Annotated in this window: 18 protein-coding genes and 1 other RNA gene; 3 read left to right on the forward strand and 16 right to left on the reverse strand. The window is 64.8% G+C overall.

Annotated elements, in window-relative coordinates:
- Positions 1 to 2: 2 nt before the first annotated feature.
- The 16 genes from murC to RBA95_RS14025 all read right to left on the reverse strand — a co-directional run bounded on the left by murC (position 3) and on the right by RBA95_RS14025 (position 15,291).
- Positions 3 to 1,397, reverse strand: coding sequence for a UDP-N-acetylmuramate--L-alanine ligase (murC, locus tag RBA95_RS13950; RefSeq protein WP_371933618.1), 1,395 nt, complete (start codon positions 1,395 to 1,397; stop codon positions 3 to 5).
- An 8-nt stretch (positions 1,398 to 1,405) separates the two neighbouring features.
- Positions 1,406 to 2,503 (reverse strand): undecaprenyldiphospho-muramoylpentapeptide beta-N-acetylglucosaminyltransferase, encoded by a 1,098-nt coding sequence (gene murG, locus RBA95_RS13955; protein ID WP_306017487.1) that lies wholly within the window; start codon positions 2,501 to 2,503, stop codon positions 1,406 to 1,408.
- Positions 2,500 to 3,633 carry an FtsW/RodA/SpoVE family cell cycle protein gene (locus RBA95_RS13960; RefSeq protein WP_306017488.1) on the reverse strand — a complete coding sequence of 378 codons (1,134 nt, stop codon included), beginning with the start codon at positions 3,631 to 3,633 and terminating at the stop codon, positions 2,500 to 2,502. The genes murG and RBA95_RS13960 overlap by 4 nt, the downstream gene beginning before the upstream one ends.
- Positions 3,634 to 3,685: 52 nt before the next feature.
- Positions 3,686 to 4,786 (reverse strand): phospho-N-acetylmuramoyl-pentapeptide-transferase, encoded by a 1,101-nt coding sequence (gene mraY / locus RBA95_RS13965; protein ID WP_306017489.1) that lies wholly within the window; start codon positions 4,784 to 4,786, stop codon positions 3,686 to 3,688.
- A gap of 15 nt (positions 4,787 to 4,801) precedes the next feature.
- Positions 4,802 to 6,205 carry a UDP-N-acetylmuramoyl-tripeptide--D-alanyl-D-alanine ligase gene (gene murF / locus RBA95_RS13970; RefSeq protein ID WP_306017490.1) on the reverse strand — a complete coding sequence of 468 codons (1,404 nt, stop codon included), beginning with the start codon at positions 6,203 to 6,205 and terminating at the stop codon, positions 4,802 to 4,804.
- On the reverse strand, positions 6,202 to 7,659 hold the full coding sequence (locus RBA95_RS13975; protein ID WP_306017491.1) for a UDP-N-acetylmuramoyl-L-alanyl-D-glutamate--2,6-diaminopimelate ligase: 1,458 nt from the start codon (positions 7,657 to 7,659) through the stop codon (positions 6,202 to 6,204). Before RBA95_RS13975 ends, murF begins: the two co-directional genes overlap by 4 nt.
- Complete coding sequence (locus RBA95_RS13980; protein WP_306017492.1) at positions 7,656 to 9,494, reverse strand: penicillin-binding protein 2; 1,839 nt, start codon at positions 9,492 to 9,494, stop codon at positions 7,656 to 7,658. Before RBA95_RS13980 ends, RBA95_RS13975 begins: the two co-directional genes overlap by 4 nt.
- A complete protein-coding gene (locus RBA95_RS13985; RefSeq protein ID WP_306017493.1) occupies positions 9,494 to 9,856 on the reverse strand; it encodes a hypothetical protein in 363 nt (120 codons plus the stop codon). Before RBA95_RS13985 ends, RBA95_RS13980 begins: the two co-directional genes overlap by 1 nt.
- Positions 9,853 to 10,857 (reverse strand): 16S rRNA (cytosine(1402)-N(4))-methyltransferase RsmH, encoded by a 1,005-nt coding sequence (gene rsmH, locus RBA95_RS13990; protein WP_306017494.1) that lies wholly within the window; start codon positions 10,855 to 10,857, stop codon positions 9,853 to 9,855. The genes RBA95_RS13985 and rsmH overlap by 4 nt, the downstream gene beginning before the upstream one ends.
- Positions 10,854 to 11,273 (reverse strand): division/cell wall cluster transcriptional repressor MraZ, encoded by a 420-nt coding sequence (locus RBA95_RS13995; protein ID WP_371933617.1) that lies wholly within the window; start codon positions 11,271 to 11,273, stop codon positions 10,854 to 10,856. The genes rsmH and RBA95_RS13995 overlap by 4 nt, the downstream gene beginning before the upstream one ends.
- A gap of 265 nt (positions 11,274 to 11,538) precedes the next feature.
- An RNA gene (rnpB, locus tag RBA95_RS14000) (RNase P RNA component class A) lies at positions 11,539 to 11,941 on the reverse strand.
- A gap of 75 nt (positions 11,942 to 12,016) precedes the next feature.
- The gene (locus RBA95_RS14005; protein WP_306017496.1) at positions 12,017 to 12,391 is read right to left on the reverse strand and encodes a DUF2141 domain-containing protein; all 375 of its coding nucleotides are present in this window, start codon (positions 12,389 to 12,391) and stop codon (positions 12,017 to 12,019) included.
- A gap of 68 nt (positions 12,392 to 12,459) precedes the next feature.
- Entirely contained in the window at positions 12,460 to 13,197 is a 738-nt protein-coding gene (locus RBA95_RS14010) for an N-acetylmuramoyl-L-alanine amidase (protein ID WP_306017497.1), read from the reverse strand.
- 9 nt (positions 13,198 to 13,206) lie between these two features.
- Positions 13,207 to 14,118 carry a DMT family transporter gene (locus RBA95_RS14015; RefSeq protein ID WP_306017498.1) on the reverse strand — a complete coding sequence of 304 codons (912 nt, stop codon included), beginning with the start codon at positions 14,116 to 14,118 and terminating at the stop codon, positions 13,207 to 13,209.
- A 74-nt stretch (positions 14,119 to 14,192) separates the two neighbouring features.
- Positions 14,193 to 14,486: a hypothetical protein gene (locus RBA95_RS14020; RefSeq protein ID WP_306017499.1), complete on the reverse strand. Its 294-nt coding sequence runs from the start codon at positions 14,484 to 14,486 to the stop codon at positions 14,193 to 14,195.
- A gap of 100 nt (positions 14,487 to 14,586) precedes the next feature.
- Positions 14,587 to 15,291, reverse strand: coding sequence for a molecular chaperone DjiA (locus tag RBA95_RS14025; RefSeq protein WP_306017500.1), 705 nt, complete (start codon positions 15,289 to 15,291; stop codon positions 14,587 to 14,589).
- 210 nt (positions 15,292 to 15,501) lie between these two features.
- On the opposite strand from RBA95_RS14025, the gene RBA95_RS14030 reads away from it, so the two are divergent.
- From RBA95_RS14030 to RBA95_RS14040, 3 genes are all read left to right on the forward strand, one after another.
- Positions 15,502 to 19,110, forward strand: a complete 3,609-nt coding sequence (locus RBA95_RS14030; protein WP_306017501.1) for a hydantoinase B/oxoprolinase family protein — start codon at positions 15,502 to 15,504, stop codon at positions 19,108 to 19,110.
- 132 nt (positions 19,111 to 19,242) lie between these two features.
- Positions 19,243 to 19,647 carry a BLUF domain-containing protein gene (locus RBA95_RS14035; protein ID WP_306017502.1) on the forward strand — a complete coding sequence of 135 codons (405 nt, stop codon included), beginning with the start codon at positions 19,243 to 19,245 and terminating at the stop codon, positions 19,645 to 19,647.
- Between the two features lie 220 nt (positions 19,648 to 19,867).
- Positions 19,868 to 20,401: a fasciclin domain-containing protein gene (locus RBA95_RS14040; RefSeq protein ID WP_306017503.1), complete on the forward strand. Its 534-nt coding sequence runs from the start codon at positions 19,868 to 19,870 to the stop codon at positions 20,399 to 20,401.
- Positions 20,402 to 20,423 lie beyond the last annotated feature (22 nt).

Below are 20,423 nucleotides of genomic sequence, written 5' to 3' on the forward strand. Positions count from 1 at the left end.
GCTCACGCCTCCAGACGCGCGGGCAGCTCCGCCGCCCAGGCGGTGATGTCGCCCGCGCCCAGGCACACGATCAGGTCACCCGGCTGCATGACCGATTTGAGGTCTTCCGGAAGGGTTTCCCGGGTCGTGGCGTTGGGGCTGCGATGGCCGTGACGCAACAGACCCGCCACCAGCGATTCCTGGCTGGCGCCGTCGATCGGGGCTTCGCCAGCCGCATAGACCGGCGTCACCCAGACGCTGTCGGCGTCGTTGAAGCAGGTGCAGAAATCCTCGAACAGGTCATGCAGGCGCGAATAGCGATGGGGCTGAACCACGGCGTGAACCCGGCCTGCGCCGACGCGCTGACGCGCAGCCTTGAGGACTGCCGTGATCTCGACCGGATGGTGACCGTAATCGTCCACCACCGTCACCCCATGCGCCTGCCCCGTGATGGTGAAGCGGCGCTTGACGCCGGTGAAGCCTGACAGCGCGGTGCGCGCTTCCTCCTCGCCGCCGCCGAGCGCCTGGACCACCGCCAGCGCGCCCGCCGCATTGAGCACATTGTGCTCGCCCATCATCGGCAGGCTCAGGCCTGCCCAGGTGACCGGCTCGGTCCCGCGCGGCTGGAAGGTCAGATCGAAATGCCCGCCGGTTTCATCCATCACCAGATTGGACAGGCGCACATCCGCTTGCGGTGAGAAGCCATAGGTGATGACCCGGCGATCCTCGATCCGCGCGGCCAGCGCCTGCACTTCGGGATGGTCGATGCACATCACCGCAAAGCCGTAAAACGGCAGGTTCTCGACAAACTGGGCAAAGGCGTCGCGCAAGGCGTCGAACGAGCCGTAATGCTCCATGTGCTCGGGGTCGATATTGGTGATGATCCCCACCGATCCGCGCAGCTTGAGGAAGGAGCCGTCGCTTTCATCAGCCTCGACGACCATCCAGTCGCCCTCGCCGATCTTGGCGTTCGAGCCATAGGCGGAAATGATCCCGCCATTGATCACCGTCGGATCAAACCCCGCCGCATCCATCAGGCAGGCCACGAGCGAGGTCGTGGTGGTCTTGCCATGGGTGCCCGCAACCGCGACCGCGTGCTTGAGACGCATCAGCTCCGCCAGCATCTCGGCCCGGCGCACCACCGGGGTGCGTTTGGCGCGCGCGGCGACGAGTTCAGGATTATCCGGCTTCACGGCGCTGGAAACGACCAGCGCGCCCGCGCCTTCTACATTCTCGGCGGCATGACCGATATGAACGACCGCGCCCTTCTCGCGCAGGCGCTGGACATTGGCGCTGTCCTTGATGTCCGAGCCCGTGACCTTGTAGCCGAGCGTGAGCATGACTTCGGCGATGCCGCTCATGCCGATGCCGCCAATGCCGACGAAATGAACGGGACCAACGGAGGCGGCGAGATCAATAGGCGGCATCAGAGTTTCGGCTCCGCAGCTTGTACAATCAGGTCAGCAAGACGCTCATGGGCGTCCGGACGGCCCTCCTTGCGGGCCAGGCGCGCACGCGCGTCCAGAGCTTCGCCGTCCGACAGCAGCGTTTCAAGGCGCGCCCGCAGGTGATCAACGGTGAAGTCCGCCTCGGCGATCATCTCCGCCGCGCCCGCCCGGACGAGGCCCTGGGCGTTCGCCGTCTGGTGATCATCCATTGCGATGGCCAGCGGCACGAACAGGGCGGGACGGCCAATGGCGGCGATTTCGGACACGGACGACGCGCCTGAGCGGGAAATCACCAGATGGGTTTCGGCATACAGCCGCCCCATATCGCGGAAGAACGGGCTCAGCTCGGCCTTCACCCCCGCATCGGTGTAGATCTGACGCGCGCTATCAAGGCTCTCCTCGCGCGTCTGCTGGACCACTTTCAGCCGCCAGCGCAAGGCTTCGGGCAGCTGCGCGATCGCGCGCGGAACGGTCTCTGACAGGATCCGCGCCCCCAGCGATCCGCCCAGCACCAGCAGCCGGATCTCGCCATCAGGTTCAGGCGGAGCGTACTCCACCTCTCGGGCCGCCAGGACATGGGCGCGGACAGGATTGCCGGTGACCGCGTGAACGGCCTGATCGGGCATCTTGTCCAATCGCGTAAAGCCCGACGCCACGCTGACCACAGAGCCGGCGAACAAGCGGTTCACCCGCCCCAGCACGGCGTTCTGTTCATGAATGACGCGCGGGACCGACGCCATCCAGGCGGCGGTCAGCACCGGAAAGGCGGGGTAGCCGCCAAACCCGGCCACCACATGGGGTTTGAAGTCCGCCATGATCTTGCGCGCCTGGAACACGCCGCGGCCGAGCTTGACCATGGACTGGGCCATTTTCACCGGGTTCTTGGCGAAAGGGCTCGACGCCTCGATCTCGCTGACCGGCTCGCCGGGGAAATCCGTGGCGTGGCGCGCCCCGCGCGCATCAGTGACAAGCTTCACCGACCAGCCGCGCGCCATCAGCGCATCAGCGGCGGCGCGCGCCGGAAACATGTGGCCGCCCGTACCACCAGCGGCGATGAGCAAACGTTTGGGGGTCACGCGGACAATTCTCCCTGACGGGCATGAGGCGCATAGGCGCCGGGGCGGCGGCGGGTCAGCGCCAGCAGCAGGCCCGCTGAGAAACACAGGGCCAGCATGGACGATCCCCCGTAAGAGATGAAGGGCAAGGTCATGCCGGTGGGCGGGGCGATATCGAGATTCACCCCGATATTCACAAGCGCCTGCAGTGCAAAGAGCAGCGCCAGACCCGACGTGGCCAGCTGGGCGAAGGGATCGGTCAGACGCAGCCCCAGCATCCAGGCGCGCGCAAACAGCAGCGCATAGAGCCCGATGATCGCCAGCGAGGCGATCAGGCCATACTCTTCCGCCGCCACGGAAAACACGAAATCGGTATGCGCTTCTGGCAAGAGGTGTTTCACCTGCCCCTCGCCCGGCCCGGCGCCCCAGACGCCGCCGCGCGACATGGCGTCCAGCGCGGTTTCGGTCTGGGTGCGTCCGCCGCCCGGGCCTAGAAAATCGAGAATGCGATCGCGCACATGCGGCAAGGCGATATAGGCGCCGCCGCCGCCCACCAGCGCCAGCGCGCCCAGAACCGTCGTGTGAAGCCAGGACAAACCGCCTGCCCACAACAGTGCGCCGAAGACCAGCGAGATCAGTACGGTCTGGCCAAAATCGGGCTGCAGCATCAACAGGACGACCGACACCCCGTAAAAACCGAACGCCACCAGTCGCCCGGGCACGGGCGCGCCGCGATCCTCTTCGGAGAACAGCCAGGCGGCGATGACCACGAAAGCAGGCTTGAGAAATTCGGACGGCTGAAGCGAGAAAGAACCCAAGCGGATCCAGCGCGTTGCGCCCTTCACATCCGCGCCCATCACCAGAACCAGCACCAGCGCGATCAGCGACGCCAGCAGCGCCAGGCCGGCAAAGCGCCTGACGCCCGTCACCGACAAGGCCGAGGTGAAGGCCAGGATGGCGAGTCCCGCCCCGACAAAGAAGAGCTGGCGATACAGGTAATAGAACGGGTCATCGACCCAGGATGAGCGTTCAACCGCCGCCGGGCTGGCGGCGAAGGCCAGAACAATCCCGATCGTCATCAGAAAGATCACGATGACCAGGATCGGGCGGTCCAGTCCGCTCCACAATCCGGCCTTGCGACGGGTGCTCATGGGCTCTTCCTAGTTCGACAGCGCCTCGCCGGCTCAGCCCGGCCCGACGCGCCTAGCGCAGTTTCAGGGTCGACAGGCCGATCAGGGCCAGCACAAAGGCGATGATCCAGAACCGCACCACAATGGTGGATTCCGCCCAGCCCAGTTTCTCGAAATGGTGGTGGATCGGCGCCATGCGGAAGACGCGCTTGCCCGTGAGCTTGAAGCTCGCCACCTGGACCATGACCGACACCGCTTCGAGCACGAACAGGCCGCCAATGATCACGAGCACGATCTCGTGCTTGACCGCCACGGCGATGGTTCCGATCGCACCGCCCAGCGACAGCGAGCCGGTATCGCCCATGAAAACCATGGCGGGCGGCGCATTGTACCACAGGAAGCCCAAACCGGCCCCGATCATCGCCCCGCAGATCACGGCCAGTTCGCCGGTGCCGGGCGTGAAATTCAGGAACAGGTATTCGGAATAAACCGAGGAGCCGACGAAATAGGCGATGAAACCGAAGCTCGCCGCCGCGATCATCACCGGCACGATCGCCAGGCCATCAAGGCCATCGGTCAGGTTCACCGCATTGGACGCGCCCACGATCACCACCATGCCGAACAGGTAGAAGGCATAGCTGAGCGGGATCATGAGATCCTTGAAGAAGGGCATCGCCACAGAGGTCGCGAAATTGTCCGGCGTGTCCGGCGCGGTATCGAGCAGATAGACCATCGCCACGACCGCCACGGCCGCGATGGCGAATTGCAAGATCAGCTTGCCCTTGCCCGACAGGCCTTCGGTGGATTTCTGGGTGACCTTGCGCCAGTCATCAATAAAGCCGATGCCGCCGAACCCGGCGGTGACGAAGATCACCACCCATAGATACGGGTTGGAGATATCGCCCCAGATCAGCGTCCCCGCCAGAATGCCGGCGAGGATGATGAAGCCGCCCATGGTAGGCGTGCCCGCCTTGGCCACGATATGGCTTTCCGGACCATCGGTGCGAATCGGTTGAGAGCCCTTGGTGCGCAGCCAGCCGATGAAAGGATTGCCGATGGCGAGCGCCAGGATGAAGGCGGTCATCATCGCCGCCCCAGTCCGAAACGTCAGATAATTGATCAGGTTAAGGGCCTGGAACTGGTCTGCGAACGGAGACAGCAGAAGATAAAGCATGATCGAGTCGGCCCTTTAGGCGGAGGCAGGTTTGGCTTTGTCGCGCAGCGATGACACTAGTTTATGAACACCAGAAGCGTTTGATCCCTTAACAAGGACCACATCGCCATCCCGCGCCAGTTCGCCGAGGGTTTCAACTGCAGCGTCCGCACGCTCGCACCAGGCGGCGCGTCGGTCCGACGGCAGCGCATCCATCAGCGCCCGGGCGCCGTCGCCCACGCCAATGACATGCTCCACGCCCGCCTCGACCAGCGGTTCTGCCAGGGCGGCATGCAGGGCATGACTGTCCGGACCCAATTCCAGCATCTCGCCGATGACGGCGATCTTTCGCCCCTCGCCTGAGGGTTTGCGCAGCTTGAGCGCGCCGAAGGCCGCCCGCATCGAGGCCGGATTGGCGTTATAGCTCTCATCGACCACCTCGATGACGCGCTTGTTGGACAGCTGGGCGTAAAAGGCCACACCACGTCCCGCCGTGGGCTTGAGTTCGGACAGGGCATCCAGCGCCAGGTCCGGATCAACGCCCGCCCCGAGCGCTGCAGCCACGACGCCCGCCGCATTCACCGCCTGGTGTGCGCCGGGCAGGCGCAGGCGGAAATCCATCGGCTTGCCCATCACATCCATGCGACCCACGCCTCCATCCGGTCCTTCGTCATAGGACAGGATGCGCACCGCGGCGCCCGGAGTAAGACCGAAATCGAGCATGAATCCGGCGCCCGAGCTCTGAACAGCCTGCATCAGGCGCGGCGCGAACTCGTCATCCGCCGGGATCACGGCGACGCCGTCCGCCTCAAGCCCTTCAAAGATTTCGGCCTTGGCGTCGGCGATGGCTTCCATGGAGCCCAGATTCTCAAGATGGGCGGGCGCAATCTTGGTGATCATCGCCACATGCGGACGCACCATGCGGGTCAGTTCGGAAATCTCGCCCTTGTGATTCATGCCCATTTCGAACACGGCATGACGGGTCGATTGCGGCATGCGCGCCAGCGTCAGGGGCACGCCCCAGTGATTGTTATAGCTCTTCTCGCTCCAATGCGCGGGCCCGGCCTTGCGGAACACGACGGCCAGCGCCTCTTTTACACTGGTCTTGCCGACCGAGCCCGTCACGCCCACCCGGACCGCGTCCGAGCGGCGACGTGCGCCTTCGCCCAGAGCCATCAGCCCTTCAAGCACGTCATCCACCACAAGGCGGGGGCCGGTGCATGCATCGGCTCTGGACACCAGCACCGCCGCAGCGCCTTTTTCCAGCGCCGCCTCGGCGAAGTCATGCCCGTCACGTCGATCCGTCAGCGCCACGAACAGATCGCCCGGCTCCAGCGTGCGCGTATCAATGGAGACACCGGTCGCCGCCCAGCCGCCTTCGGTCAGGCGCCCCTGGGATGCCTCGGCAGCGTCTTTAGCGGTCCAGAGCGGCTCGCTCATGCCTCGCCCCCCAGCTCCTTGAGGATACGGGTGACGATGGCCGTCTCGTCAAAGGGAATGACGCGATCCGCCAGTATCTGCCCGGTTTCATGGCCCTTGCCAGCGATCAGCAGAACATCGCCGGCTTCCAGCATCTCGATGCCGGCCAGGATGGCGGCTTCACGATCACCGATCTCGCGCGCCTGCGGGCAGGCCGCCATGATCGTCTGGCGAATGCTCGCCGGGTCTTCGGTACGCGGATTGTCATCAGTGACGATGGCGACATCGGACAATCGCGCCGCGATTTCCCCCATGGGCGCGCGCTTGGTGGCGTCCCGGTCCCCGCCCGCGCCAAACACCAGAATGATCCGGCCCTGAGTGTGTGGGCGCGCTGCGCGCAGCAATTTGTCGAGCCCGTCCGGCGTGTGCGCATAGTCAAGCAGAACCGGAGCGCCGTCTTTCGTTGTGCCCACCGTCTGCAAACGTCCCGCCACGCCCTTGAGCCGAGCCATCGCCTCGAACGCCGCGTCCGGAGACACCCCGCTGGCGATGGCCATGGCCGCCGCCCCCAGAGCGTTCGCGGCCTGAAATTCGCCGATCAGCGGCAGGTCGACCTCCCGCTCCTCACCCTTCCAGCTGAAGCGCACCATCTGGCTGGCCGGATGGGGGGTGATTTCATGCACGGTCAGGTCCCGGCCGCGCCAACCGATCTCGACTGGCGACAGCCCGGCCGATTGCGCCGCCTGGGCGACGCGCTGGGACCAGTCGGAATCCATGTTGATGACGGCGGGCGCACCCATCGGGGCCAGCGCCGAGAACAACCGCATCTTGGACGCGAAATAGTCCTCAAAGTCAGGGTGATAGTCGAGATGGTCCTGGGTGAGGTTGGTAAAGCCCACCAAGGACAGGCGCACCCCGTCCATGCGACGCTGCTTGAGCCCGTGAGAAGAGGCCTCCATCGCCAGATGCGTCACCCCGTCCTCGGTCAGCGTATCGAGACTTTGATGCAGGGCGATGGCGTCCGGCGTCGTATAGCCCACATCGGTGCGCCCCGAAGACAGCGTCACGCCCAGCGTGCCCAGCGCCGCCGCCTCGATCCCCGTTGACGCCCAGATCTGGCGCAGGAATTCCACGGTGGAGCTTTTGCCATTGGTGCCGGTGATGGCCGCAATGGTCGCGGGCTGACGCGGGTAGAAATTTGAGGCAATCGCCGACAGCGCTTCGGCCGGGTCCTCGGCCTCGACCACCGGCACCGATGCGTGCGCACCCTTGGGCGCCAGGACGCAGACGGCGCCTTTCTCGACCGCCATGTCGATGAACTGGGTCCCGTTCACCTTCACGCCCGGCAGGGCCGCGAACAGATCGCCCGGCTTTACCTTCCGGCTGTCGAGCGCCAGCCCGGTCACTTCCAGGTCTTCAGCCCCCTTGGGCGCACTCAGCGTCTCGGGCAGAAGGTCGGAAAGCGTGCGGATCATGGGGTGTCCTCGGATGCGGCGTCATATTCCAGCGCGACCGGCTCTTCAGACGGAGCCACAAGTCGCGGACGGGGAGCAAACAGTTCAGCGACCACTGAGACTTGCGCTTCAGGGTCGGCGTCATGGCGGTCAATGTCCAGCACACCGGCCAGTGAGCGAATGATCTCGCCCGCTGCCGGCATCGCCGTCCAGCCCGCCGTGGAGAACCCGTGGGTTTCCGGGGTTGGCTGAGGCCGATCCATGGACACAGTCAGCACATATTGCGGATCATCGAACGGAAATATGGCGACAAAGGTGTTGAAGGTGTTGCGCTCCATGTACTGGCCGCCGACCACGCGCTCCGCCGTGCCAGTCTTGCCCGCCACGGCCAGCCCGTCGACATCCGCCGAGCCGGTTTGCGAGCGGGCCACGTATTCGCGCATCACGCCCAGAACCTGCGCCGCCACGTTCGGACTCATCACGGGCACGCCCGCAACGGTTTCGCCCGGCGCGACTGGTCGCAAGGTCGGCGGGGTGTACACCCCGCCATTGGCGAGCGCGGAATACGCCGCCGCCAGCGCCAGCGGGCTGACCTGGAAGCCGTGCCCATAGGACGCGGTCATGGTCTGGATACGCCCCCAGCGGCGCGGCAGGTTCGGCCCGGCCGCCTCCATCAGCTCGATCGGCGGCGCCTCGAACAGGCGCAAATCGGAATAGAAGTCCGTCAGATCCTCGGCCCCAACCACATCCGCCATGCGAGACGCTGCGATATTGGAGGAATAGAGCACCATTTCACGCGCCGTCAGCGGGCGGTTCTCACCACGATAATCATTGATGGTGTGCCCGCCAATGCGCACCGGAGTGGAGGCGTCATAAACGTCATCCATGTGAACGCTTCCCGCCTCCAGCCCCGCGGCGAGCGCCAGCGGCTTGAAGACCGAGCCCAGCTCGTACACGCCCTGGACAGGCTGGTTGAACAAGGGGTCCACATCAGAGCCCGGCGCGGTCGCTTCGGCAAAACGATTGGGGTCGTAATCGGGCAAGGACGCCATGGCGACGATCTCGCCCGTGCCGACGCGCATCAGGACCGCGGACGCCCCCGCCGCCTGATGGGCGGCCATGCGCTCACGCAACACGCTTTCCACCCGATATTGCGCGGTCAGGTCGATGGACAGGCTGACTGGGCGACCGCCCTCAGACAATTCGGCCTCAAAGGCGCGCTCGGCGCCGGCGACGCCCTGCATCTGGCCGTCCACATAGCCCACCAGATGGGCGGCCACGCGCTGTTTGGGATAGATGCGTCCCGGCTCGACCTCGAAGAAAATGCCCGGCAGGCCCAGAAGATGAATCGCCTGGCGCACGCGCGGGCTCAGCCCGTCCGCAATCGGCACATAGCGCGAATTGGACGACAGCCGCCGGGTCAGTCGCTCCACATCGAGATCGGTGAGCACGGTGGCGAGCTGCTGCGCCACCTCTTCGGCGTCCCAGACATAAAGCGGATCAGCGTAAACTGAGTGAAAGTCGAGCGTGGCGGCGAGGATTTCGCCATCCCGGTCCAGAATGGAGGCGCGGCGCACGGGCGCGGCCTCGGCCACGACGGCTTCCGCTTCTTCATTGGCGAGCGCGCCAAAGGCGGCGATCTGCACGGCGCGACCGGCAGAGATGACAAAGCCCACGCTCAGCACGAGGCCGATCACGCTCAGGCGGGAACGGCGGCGCCCGGCCTTGTTGGCGCCGTTCTCGATCCGCACGCGCTGCATGGCGCGCGCAGGGGCCGTCTCCACCGGCGCAGGCGGCGTTGCGCGACGGCCATCACTGACCCGCACCCGCCGCGAGAACCGACGGAGGACCTTCATCACTGACGTCCAGGCTGGGCGTAAGAAACGCGTGCGGTCGGCATCGCATCCTGCGGATCACGCAAACCGTCCGGCGCATCCTCTGCGCTCAGGCGCGGCAGCTCGGAAAAGGCCAGCTCCTGCTCGGGGCGCACCGGCTCAAATCCCAGATAGGCGCGCGCCAGACGGCGCAGGTTCTCGGGCTCTTCCTGATGAGAGATTTCCGCATCGAGCGCGCTGATCCGGCCGCGTTCGCGCGCCAGCTCGGCCTGGAGCTGGGCGAGCTTTTCCTGGTCATTGGCCGTGCCGGACTTGGCCACGTAAAGCGCGGCGAGCAGAACGGCGGCGACCAGGACGCCGACGATTTCAACGATGCGGATCATTGAACACACTCCTCAAGACGGCGATAGGACGGCACGCCTGCAAACCCTTCATCCTCACGCGGCCAGGCCGCATGCTCGTTCCGAATGGCGGCGCGCAGCTTGGCCGAGCGCGAGCGCGGGTTTTCCGCGGCTTCGGCTTCGGTGGCGGACTGGGCCTTCTTGCTGACCAGCGAGAAGCTGGGTTCGCGTTCCGGCTGGATTTCCGGTTGATGGCGCGAACCGCCGCCGGTGAGGCCGGCGCGTTCGCGCAGAAACGTCTTCACGATACGGTCTTCCAGCGAGTGGAAGGTGACGACCACCAGACGCCCGGCTGGTCGCAGCACGCGTTCGGCCGCCTGCAGCCCACGCACCAGCTCGCCCAGCTCGTCATTGACGTAGATGCGCAACCCCTGAAAGGCGCGCGTCGCAGGGTGGATGCGACCCGGCTTGCCGCCGACCGCCTTGCCGATGATGTCGGCCAGAACCAGCGTGCGGGTGATCGGCTCGACCTCGCGGGCGCGCACGATAGCGTTCGCCGCCCGGCGCGCATGGCGCTCCTCGCCATAGACCTTGAAGATCGCCGCCAGCTCATTGGCTTCGAGATGGTTCACCGCATCCGCCGCCGTCGGGCCGGACTGGGACATGCGCATGTCCAGCGGACCATCCTTCTGGAAGGAGAAGCCGCGCTCGGCCTGATCGAGCTGCATGGAGCTGACGCCAAGGTCGAGCACCACGCCGTCCACGCCCGAGCTGCCAGCCGCTTCAATGATGTCTTCCATCATCGAGAAGGGGCCGAACCCGAATGCGAAACGCCCCTCATAGGCGGGCTTCATCAGCTCTGCGGTTTCACGCGCGCTCGGATCGCGATCAATCCCGAGCACCCGGCAGTCGGCTGCGCCCAGAATGCCGCGGGTATATCCGCCTGCGCCAAAGGTGCCGTCCACATACAGACCGCCATCACGGCATTGCAGGCCGGTCAGGACTTCATCGAGCATGACGGGGATATGCGGCTGATCACTCATGCCTCGCCTCCCCGACGCCGGGACGGCCCGCGCAGCGCAGACTTGTTGTCGCGTGCAAAGCTCAGATCATCCGCCTGCTGCTCGGCATGGGCGGTCGGATCCCAGATCTCGAACCTTTTGCCCATGCCGATGAAGACCGCCTGCTTGTCCAGGCCGGCATGATCGAGAAATTCCTTGGGCAGGGAGACGCGGCCGGTGGAGTCAAAGCTCAGCGCCTTGGCGCCGCCGAAGATCACACGCTCGAACGCGGTGCGGGCCGGATCATACGGATCCATGTCCTCGATGGCGTCGGAATAATCCTCAAGCAGACGCTGGCCGCCGCCTTCCAGGAAGGCGCCGTTGAACGAGCGCCAGACATAGATGCCGGGAAAGCCCTGACCGGACACGGTTGCGCGGAAGTCGGCGGGTACAGACACCCGCCCCTTCGCATCAATTCCGTTTGTCGTCGTGGAGACGAACATGACCGGCTTAGCCCCATACTCACCCGCACCCCATCATGGCGGGTTAACTATGGGATAACATGGGAAAGCATGGGTTACAATGGCTCTAACCTGTTGCAGCGGTCGTTTTCCCGCATGAAAACAGAAAATCCCGCGTATAGCGGGACACAAGAGCAAGAACAGATTGAGAACAGATCAGGGGTTCCGTTAACCTTTTGCGCACCATAAACACCTGAAATAAAGGATCAGAGGGCCTGTAAGCCGGGTTCTGTCCCATGTCATCCCATGTGATGACCGGGGGCGACCATTCCTCTAGGACGCCGCTTGCACGACGCCTCCAGCAACCTACCCGGACCTCGACGCGGAGGCGCGTCTGCTGCACCGAAATGCAGCGCGGGTCCCTATTCGGTCTTGCTCCAGGCGGGGCTTGCCGTGCCCCCTTCCTTGCGGTCGGGGCGGTGGGCTCTTACCCCACCGTTTCACCCTTGCCGCACCGAAATGCGGCGGTTTGATTTCTGCGGCGCTGTCCCTGAACCGGAAATCCGGCCCGCCGGGATTTCCCCGGCGCCTTGCCTCCATGGAGCCCGGACTTTCCTCTCCTGCAGGGTTTCCCCTCTCGCAGCAGCGGCCGCCCGGCCCTCTGATGCGCCATCCCATCACGAAAAAGGCCGCCGCGGTCAAGCGCGACGGCCAGTCTTCTGCGACTGCGAGGCGTGCAATCAGCGGATCGACAGTTCGATCTCGAGACCGTTCTCGTCCACCGTGACAGCGGCGTCCCTGAACCGGGGCGGACCGAAATTCATGGGCGGATCATTGGAGATGGTCACCGGCTCCGCCGGAATGCCGAACGCCATGGTGCGCATCTCACCGTCGCCTTCAGGGTCGCGCCAGACCTGGACCGCCCATTCGCCCGGCGTCACATCCTCGAACACGAAGACATCATGGGCGCTGGCGGCGCGATACTGGCCATGCTCACATCCGCCGCTCAGGAACGTCTCCTGCGAGCAGATCGACACATACATGTCGCCTTCCGGATTCGGCGTGGTGACGGTGACAGAGACGGATCCCAGAGCGGCGATCAGGGGCAACAACATGGGGAAAGCTCCTTTGCTTAGTTATCCCCATACTGCCCCGCGCGCGCCGACCGATCAGGTTGCAAGCGTCACGCCCGGGAGGTGACAGATGTCACCTTTACGCGCATCCCCTCGATCAGCGCACAGGTTTCTGCATCCGCCACCCCGCTCAGCGTCTCCGGACGGAAACGGCGCTGAAACGCCAGGACGACGGCTTTCAGAGCGTCGTCATACGCGCCGTCCGCCTCTACGCCATAGCCGATCTCTGAGAGGGCATGACGCAGGCTCAGAACATCAGGCCCCACATCGCCCGGCTTTGAAGCTGCGAAAGTGGGCTGGACCGGCTCCGGCCACAGCCCCACCCCGTTCTGGGCAAAATGCTTCCAGGGAAATTTCTCTCCCGGATCCTGCTTGCGATCGGGCGCCAGATCGGAATGGCCGATCACATCACAGGCCGCGATGGGATGGCGCGCAAGAATGTCCTGGCTCAACGCCAGCACCGCCGCGATCTGGTCAGGCGGAAAATCGGGCAGGCCGAAATCATGCCCGCCATTGACGATCTCGATGCCGATCGAGGCCGAGTTCACATCCGCACAGCCGCGCCAGACACCCCTGCCCGCATGCCAGGCGCGTCTGTCCTCGGCGACCATCTGGATGATCCGGCCATCTTCCTCGACCACATAATGGGCGCTGACGCCGGCATCGGAGTCGCTCAAGCGCGCAATCGCGGCTTCGGCCGTCTCCATGCCGGTATAATGAAGCACCAGCATGGACAGCGGCAGGCGACGCTCATTGAAATTGGGCGAGGCGTGCTTGATTACATCCATGACGCGCTCCTATCGCGGCCGCCCCATGGGCGTTGTCGGCTCGACCGTCTTGGCGCGGCGCGCGGCGACCACGCCCACCCCCGCCAGCGCCAAGAGACCACCGACGATAAGCTGCCAGGTCACGGGATCGTCCAGCATCACCACGCCAAGGATGACCCCGATGAGCGGGCCCATCAACGTCATGGGCGCGATCAGCGAGGCGTCATACCGGCGCAGCAGGTAATAGAAGGAGCCATGGCCGAAAATGTTCACGAGCAGGACGGTAAAGGCCAGCGACGCCACGAACAGCCAGCCGCCCTCCAGCGACGCGGCGATCTGGTCGCGCTCGAACAGCAAGGTCATCGCCAGCAGGGGCGGCCAGGAAATCAATCCGATCCAGGCCTGAAGCGACATGGCGGGCATGTCCGCTTTCTTCACAAGGATCGAGCCTGCCGCCGCTGCGAACGCGGCCCCTACACCGGCCAGAAGACCGGCGGTGAAGGAGAATTCGGCAGGCTTGAACACCACAAGCGCCGCGCCCACAAACGCGATCGCCATGCCCGAGCCGCGCACCCAGCGCACTTTTTCCTGAAGGAAGATGATGGACAGGACTGTCGTGAACGGCACCGCCAATTGCACCACGATGGCGATGGCGGAGGGCGACGCGTAACGCAATCCCACGAACAAAAGCGCGAACTGGATCGCGCCCATGGTCAGCGCCGCGCCGATCACCGCGCCCATGCGCTTGGGGACCGGACGCAGCCAGGGACCCAGCACGGCATACAGAAGGAAGAAACGCAGGAAGGCGAAGAAGAAGGGCGGGCTGCCCTCAAAGCCTTCAACCAGCATCGGCGTGCCGGACAGAGACCATTTCGCAACGACGAAATTGAAGCCCCAGACCAGACAGATACCGAAGAGAAGAGCGAAGTGGCGTAAAGACATGAACCGGCTCTAAGCGAGCCGGCGTCAGCCTGCAAGCACTGTGTCGCTCACGATGATTGTCAGAATGTGACCGATCAGGCGCCGCGCGGCTGGTCTTCCCCATCCACGGTCCAGCCGTGCGGACCGCGACGCGCGACCAGCACGGTCTCGTCCGTATTGCGCTTGTGAGCGCCTTTGGTCAGCTTGCGCCAGGCCCAATAGCCGGCTGCGCCCACGGCGGCGAGCCCGGCGACGACAAAGGCCGCCATGGTCAGGAAAGCCGCCAGCACCAGGACCAGACCGATCACCGCGACAGCCGCCACACCGGCCAGAAGCGCGCGCAGGGCGTTCATCAAATTGCCCCCGTCAAAGGTCTGTTGGTGCGTCATTACTAGCTCTCCACGGTAAGTCATCTGCCCCAGCCTCTTATGATCATCTGGGAAGAGAACGCTTCAGGTCAATGATCGATCCTCAAGCGTGAAGGATTTGTCATTCAGCGGGCGCGCCCAGACCGGCGGAATTGCGCTGTCGCGTGATGGCGGCGTAGGCAGCGTTGATCACCGCCATCTTCTCGACCGCAATGCGCTGCATTTCCGCCGGGGCGCCCCGCGCGATCAGCCGGTCGGGGTGGTTCTGAGAAGCGACGCGACGATAGGCTTTCTTGACCGCCTGATCGTCCGCATCCCGGTCAATGCCGAGGATAACGTAAGGGTCGTCTTCAGGCGCGCCCAGATGGCCAATGCGGATCCGGTCGAACTCCCGTTCGGTGAAGCCGAACAATTCGGCGACCTTTGACAGGAAATCATCCTCATCCTGGGTAACGCGGCCATCCGCCTTGGCAATGTGGAACAAGCCGTCCAGCACATCCTCAAGCACGGCGGGATGGTCCTTGAAGCGTCGCCCGAGCCGCCGCGCATAGCCGTCAAAGCCCAGGGTCGTCTGCTTGGCGAGATCAAAGGCGCGCCGAATGGAATCCTCGAATCCGGGCGGCGCGCGGAAGACCTGCAGGAAGGCGCGCTCTTCGGTGCGCGTCACCATGCCGTCGGCTTTCGCCATCTTTGCGCCGAGCCCGATCAGCGCCATGGCGAATTCGGCGTCATCCACCGCCCGGCCCGGCGGGCAGTCCTCGCCCCGGCATTCGAACGGATCATGATGTCCGGTAATGAAATCAGCCAGTCTGCGCCAAAAGCTCATACCCCCGCCTCCAATGGCGAGTCGCCGCCGAAGCGGCGCGGGAAATCAAGACGACGCTGCATCCGCGAAATACTACCCAAAAAGCCCGCATCGCGCCATGCTTTCACGCACCAAAGCCCCCCAGCACATGCGGTGGTGTTCTTGCTCTGTCCGGGCAAGATATGCTGTTCATAGCGGCAGGCCTGCACATTCGCCGCCAAGGAGTTCCGCGTGACCCGATCTGACGCCGCCCAAGCCGAGTGGGAAATCTGGATAGATCGCGGCGGCACGTTCACCGATATCATTGGGCGCGCGCCGGATGGCGCACTCAAAGCCCTCAAACTCCTGTCCAATTCCGATGCCTATGAGGACGCCGCCACCGAGGGCGTGCGCCGCCTCCTGGGCGTCGAAACGGGCGCCCCGCTGCCGCAAGGCGCGCTCGCCGCGGTGAAGATGGGCACGACCGTGGCCACCAACGCCCTTCTGGAGCTTGATGGCGCGAAAACGCTGTTCCTGGTCACCACAGGCTTTGGCGACATTCTGAGCATTGGCGATCAGACCCGGCCGGATATCTTCGCGCTGGAAATCAAGCGCCCCTCGCCTCTGCCAGCGCAGACCGTGGAAGTGGCCGGGCGCATGGACGCCCATGGCGAGGAAGTCGAAGCCTTTGAGAGCGAGGCCGTAACAACCGCGCTTGAAGATGCGCGCGCGAACGGCTTTGAAAGCGTCGCCATCGCCTTCATGAACGCCCATGCCAACGACGCTCACGAACAGGCCGCCGCCCAGCTGGCGCGTGAAGCCGGGTTCGAGCACATCACCTGCTCCAGCGAGGCGAGCCCGCTGATCAAGCTGGCGCCGCGCGCCTCCACCGCCGTCATCGACGCCTATCTCGAACCGGTGTTGCGCGATTATGTGGGCCGGGTCGACCGGGGGCTTGAAGGCGCGCCGCTCTACTTCATGCAATCGGGAGGCGGCCTCTCGAGCGCCCAGCACTTCAAGGCGCGCAATGCGGTGCTTTCCGGGCCTGCAGGCGGCGTGGTGGGCATGGCTCTGACCGCCAAATCCGCCGGCCATGACAAGGTCATCGGTTTTGACATGGGCGGCACCTCGACGGACGTGTCCCGCTTTGACGGGGAAAGCTATTCGCGCACCGATATGGCCAGCCTGGACGGCCGGGTCCTACGCGCGCCCATGCTCAGCGTACACACCGTAGCGGCGGGCGGCGGTTCGGTGCTGGATTTTGATGGCGAGCGCGCCCGGGTCGGCCCGCGCAGCGCCGGCGCGGATCCGGGACCGGCCTGTTACGGCCGCGGCGGCCCGCCGGCGGTCACCGACGCCAATGTGGTGCTGGGCCGCATCCAGCCGGACTGGTTCCCCAAAGTGTTCGGCCCCAATCATGACGGGCCGCTGGATGTGGACGCGGCGCGCGCGGCACTGGGCAAGCTGGCGGACAAGATGGGGCTCGACAGCCCCGAAGCCGCCGCAGCGGGCTTCCTCTCGGTCGCCATCGAAGCCATGGCCGACGCCATCAAGCAGATCTCGACCGCCCAGGGCGTCGATCCGCGCGGCTATGCCCTGAACGCCTTTGGCGGCGCCGGCGGCCAGCATGCCTGCAAGGTGGCCGAAGCCCTGGGCATGCGCACGGCGCTGATCCACCCCAAGGCCGGCCTGTTGTCCGCCTATGGTATCGGCCTCGCCCCGCTGCGCGATACGCGTCAGGCCGGACTTGAGATCACCTTTGACGAGGCGGGCCTGTCCACCGCCGCGCGTGTTCTGGACCAGCTCGAAGCGGATGCCCTGCAATCGCTCAAATCCCAGCACGCCCGTGACATCACGGTCTCCCGGCAAGTGAGCATCCGGGTCCACGGATCAGACACCGCCCTGCCTGTCAGCTGGGCGGATGAAGACCAGATGCGCCGCGACTTTGACGCCGCGCACAGCCAGCTTTTCGGCTTCACGCCCGAAAACGCCGTGCTGATGCTCGACTCTGCCGCTGCGGACGCCGAAGGCGCGCCAGCGGGCGCGCCGCGCCATGAAGCGGACCTTGAACCGCAAGACGGCGAGGCATCACCGCGGGCCGAAGCGATCATGCACGCCCAGGGCGAGGACCAGAGCGTGCCCGTTTACGACTTGGCCGATCTGGGCGCCGAAGCCCGCATCAAGGGCCCGGCTCTGATCATGGATGCCAACCAGACCATCGTGCTCGATCCGGGCTGGCGGGCGGACCGGCTGGCCGACGGCATGCTGGTGCTGACCCATGAAGCCGCCGCGCCCATGCAGGCCGGCGATACGAGTCTCGATCCGATCCGGCTGGAGCTCTTCAACCGCCGCTTCATGTCCATCGCCGAGCAGATGGGCGTGGTGCTCGAACGCACGGCGCATTCGGTGAACATCAAGGAGCGGCTCGACTTCTCCTGCGCCGTGTTCGACGCCGAAGGCGGGCTGGTGGCGAACGCCCCACACATGCCGGTGCATCTGGGCTCCATGTCCGCCAGCGTGCGCGCGGCGGTGGACGCCTATCCCGATCTCGGCCCCGGTGACGCGATCGCGGTGAACGCGCCCTATAATGGCGGCACCCACTTGCCCGACGTCACGGTCATCCAGCCTGTCTGCGATGAGAGCGGCGAACGCATGTTCTACGTGGCCTCGCGCGGGCACCATGCCGACATCGGCGGCATCGCGCCGGGCTCCATGCCGCCCTTCTCCAAGACCATTGATGAGGAAGGCGTGATCTTCGACAGCGTGAAGATCCTCAGCCAGGGTCATTTCGAAGAAGATGTCGTGCGCAAGGTGCTCGCCTCCGGCGCGCATCCGGCCCGCAATCCCGATCAGAACATCGCCGATCTCAAGGCCCAGCTCGCCGCCTGCTCGAAAGGCGCGTCAGAACTGTCCAAGCTCAACAAGGCCGAGGGTACGGCGGTGGTCCGCGCCTATATGGGCCATGTTCAGGACAATGCCGAACGCGCGGTGCGCCGCGTGATCGAGGCGCTCCGGGATGGCGAAGCGGAAATGCGGCTCGAGGACGGCGCGGTCATCAAGGTCAAGATCAGCGTCGACCAGACAGACCGCACAGCCGTCATCGATTTCACCGGCACGTCCGAACAGCGGCCCAGCAATTTCAACGCCCCCAGCGCCGTGACCCGCGCGGCGGTTCTGTATGTGCTGCGCTGCCTTGTGGATGACGCCATTCCGCTCAATGAAGGGTGCCTCAAACCCATCACGCTGATCGTGCCCGAGGGCAGCCTGCTCAATCCTGTGCCCCCTGCCGCCGTTGTGGCCGGCAATGTGGAGACCAGCCAGCTTGTGGTGGACGCCCTGTTCATGGCGACCGGTCGCATGGCCTGCGCCCAGGGCACGATGAACAATTTCACCTTCGGTGATGAAACCCGCCAGTATTACGAGACGATCTGCGGCGGGGCTGGCGCCGGCTATTACGCGGATGGCTCCGGCTATGACGGGGCCAGCGCCGTGCACACCCACATGACCAATTCACGGCTCACCGACCCTGAAGTGCTGGAAGCGCGCTATCCGGTCCGGGTCGTCACCCACGCCGTGCGCCAGGGCTCTGGCGGCAAGGGCGCCTATCACGGCGGCGACGGGTCGGTACGACGCATCGCGTTTCTCGAACCCATGCAGGCCGCCCTTCTGTCAGGCCGGCGTCAGGAGCAACCAGCGGGTCTGAACGGCGGCGAACCGGGCCTGACCGGCGCTCAATCGGTATGGCGCGCCAATGGCGAACAACAACCACTGGATGCCCTGTTCCGTATTGATGTAGAGGCCGGAGAAGTGATTGAAATCCTGACCCCCGGCGGCGGCGGAGCCGGCCAACAGCCCAAATAAAGCGCGATCCGAATACGCGTATAACTGCAGAGCACTACAATAAATGCGTTCACTGTAGCGAATACGTCTTTTTTAACCGGCTGTTTTCCATAACCTCCTGCCAAGTTTAGAGGATTCCATCAGGAGACTTGGGTGTTCCGAGTCGCGTACCGAAGCGTATTGCGCGCCGACCTCGGCGCTGCGGAAATCGAGTCACTGATCCGTGACGGCCTGGACCATAATGCGCGTATGGGCGTCACATCAGCATTCCTGATGAACGACAAGCGATGCCTGCACGCCCTGGAAGGCGCTCCGAAAGTCATCCGCTCGATCCTCGAATGCATCTGGGATGACCGGCGCAATGAGGAATTCGCCATCCTGGACATCGCCTATGGCGAAGCGGCCCTGTTTCCGGGCTGGCCCCTGAAGGTCATCACGGCGGAAACCATCGAAGCCGAGCCCGAGCTTCATGACCATCCCGGCGTCAACTGGCTGGCCAATCTCGATTCCGGCTTGAGCCATTATTTCACGGCGCCGCGAGACGGGTCTGAGAGCTAGCGCCTCATACACCTGCCGAGAAGCGCTTCTAAATCAGCTTTTTACATCAATCATTCGCATCTGGAATTCAGCCGGGCGCATGGCGGAGTGTCCCGAAACCAGACACAAAGCTGATCCGGTTTTGCAACGAGACCGTACCCTTGGGTGTTCCAGTCACGTTGGAATGGTCGCCGGGATGAACCCGGCTGATCCGCTCACACCCAAATGGGAGACCGACGACATGCGTACACTTCTGACCGCCGCCGCCCTTGGCACCGCGCTCGCCGCGCCGGCCTTTGCGATCAACACCGACGCTGCATCCACGCCCAAAGTGACCAAGGACCACCACGCCAGCCAACCGTCCATCGTCAGCATTGCGACGGGCGATGAGAACTTCTCCACCCTGGTCACGGCGCTGCAAACCGCCGAACTGGTCGACGCGCTGTCCGCCGAAGGCCCGTTCACCGTGTTCGCACCGACCAATGACGCCTTCGCCGCAGTCGGTGATGAAACGCTGAACGCCCTGCTGCAACCGGAAAACCGGGACCAGCTGACGTCCATCCTGACCTATCACGTGGTCCAGGGTGAATATTTCGCTGAAGACGTTGCCCCGGGCTCCTACGACCTGACCACCCTGCAGGGCGACACCGTGAATGTCGTGGTCGGCGACGACGGCTCCGTCATGGTCGACGGCGCATCCGTGATCGCCGCCGACGTGGACGCCTCCAACGGCGTCGTTCACGTCATCGACAGCGTGATCATGCCGGGCATGTAAGACCGGACGCCGGGCGCTCTCA

The organism is Oceanicaulis sp. MMSF_3324 (assembly GCF_030733545.1).
Lineage (GTDB): Bacteria > Pseudomonadota > Alphaproteobacteria > Caulobacterales > Maricaulaceae > Oceanicaulis.

Excerpts from the sequence above, each read along its gene's own strand:
- RBA95_RS13960 (WP_306017488.1), bottom strand. The coding sequence starts at position 3,633 with ATGAGCACCCGTCGCAAGGCCGGATTGTGGAGCGGACTGGACCGCCCG.
- mraY (WP_306017489.1), bottom strand. The coding sequence starts at position 4,786 with ATGCTTTATCTTCTGCTGTCTCCGTTCGCAGACCAGTTCCAGGCCCTT.
- murF (WP_306017490.1), bottom strand. The coding sequence starts at position 6,205 with ATGAGCGAGCCGCTCTGGACCGCTAAAGACGCTGCCGAGGCATCCCAG.
- RBA95_RS13975 (WP_306017491.1), bottom strand. The coding sequence starts at position 7,659 with ATGATCCGCACGCTTTCCGACCTTCTGCCCGAGACGCTGAGTGCGCCC.
- RBA95_RS13980 (WP_306017492.1), bottom strand. The coding sequence starts at position 9,494 with ATGAAGGTCCTCCGTCGGTTCTCGCGGCGGGTGCGGGTCAGTGATGGC.
- RBA95_RS13985 (WP_306017493.1), bottom strand. The coding sequence starts at position 9,856 with ATGATCCGCATCGTTGAAATCGTCGGCGTCCTGGTCGCCGCCGTTCTG.
- rsmH (WP_306017494.1), bottom strand. The coding sequence starts at position 10,857 with ATGAGTGATCAGCCGCATATCCCCGTCATGCTCGATGAAGTCCTGACC.
- RBA95_RS14005 (WP_306017496.1), bottom strand. The coding sequence starts at position 12,391 with ATGTTGTTGCCCCTGATCGCCGCTCTGGGATCCGTCTCTGTCACCGTC.
- RBA95_RS14010 (WP_306017497.1), bottom strand. The coding sequence starts at position 13,197 with ATGGATGTAATCAAGCACGCCTCGCCCAATTTCAATGAGCGTCGCCTG.
- RBA95_RS14015 (WP_306017498.1), bottom strand. The coding sequence starts at position 14,118 with ATGTCTTTACGCCACTTCGCTCTTCTCTTCGGTATCTGTCTGGTCTGG.
- RBA95_RS14020 (WP_306017499.1), bottom strand. The coding sequence starts at position 14,486 with ATGACGCACCAACAGACCTTTGACGGGGGCAATTTGATGAACGCCCTG.
- RBA95_RS14025 (WP_306017500.1), bottom strand. The coding sequence starts at position 15,291 with ATGAGCTTTTGGCGCAGACTGGCTGATTTCATTACCGGACATCATGAT.
- RBA95_RS14040 (WP_306017503.1), top strand. The coding sequence starts at position 19,868 with ATGCGTACACTTCTGACCGCCGCCGCCCTTGGCACCGCGCTCGCCGCG.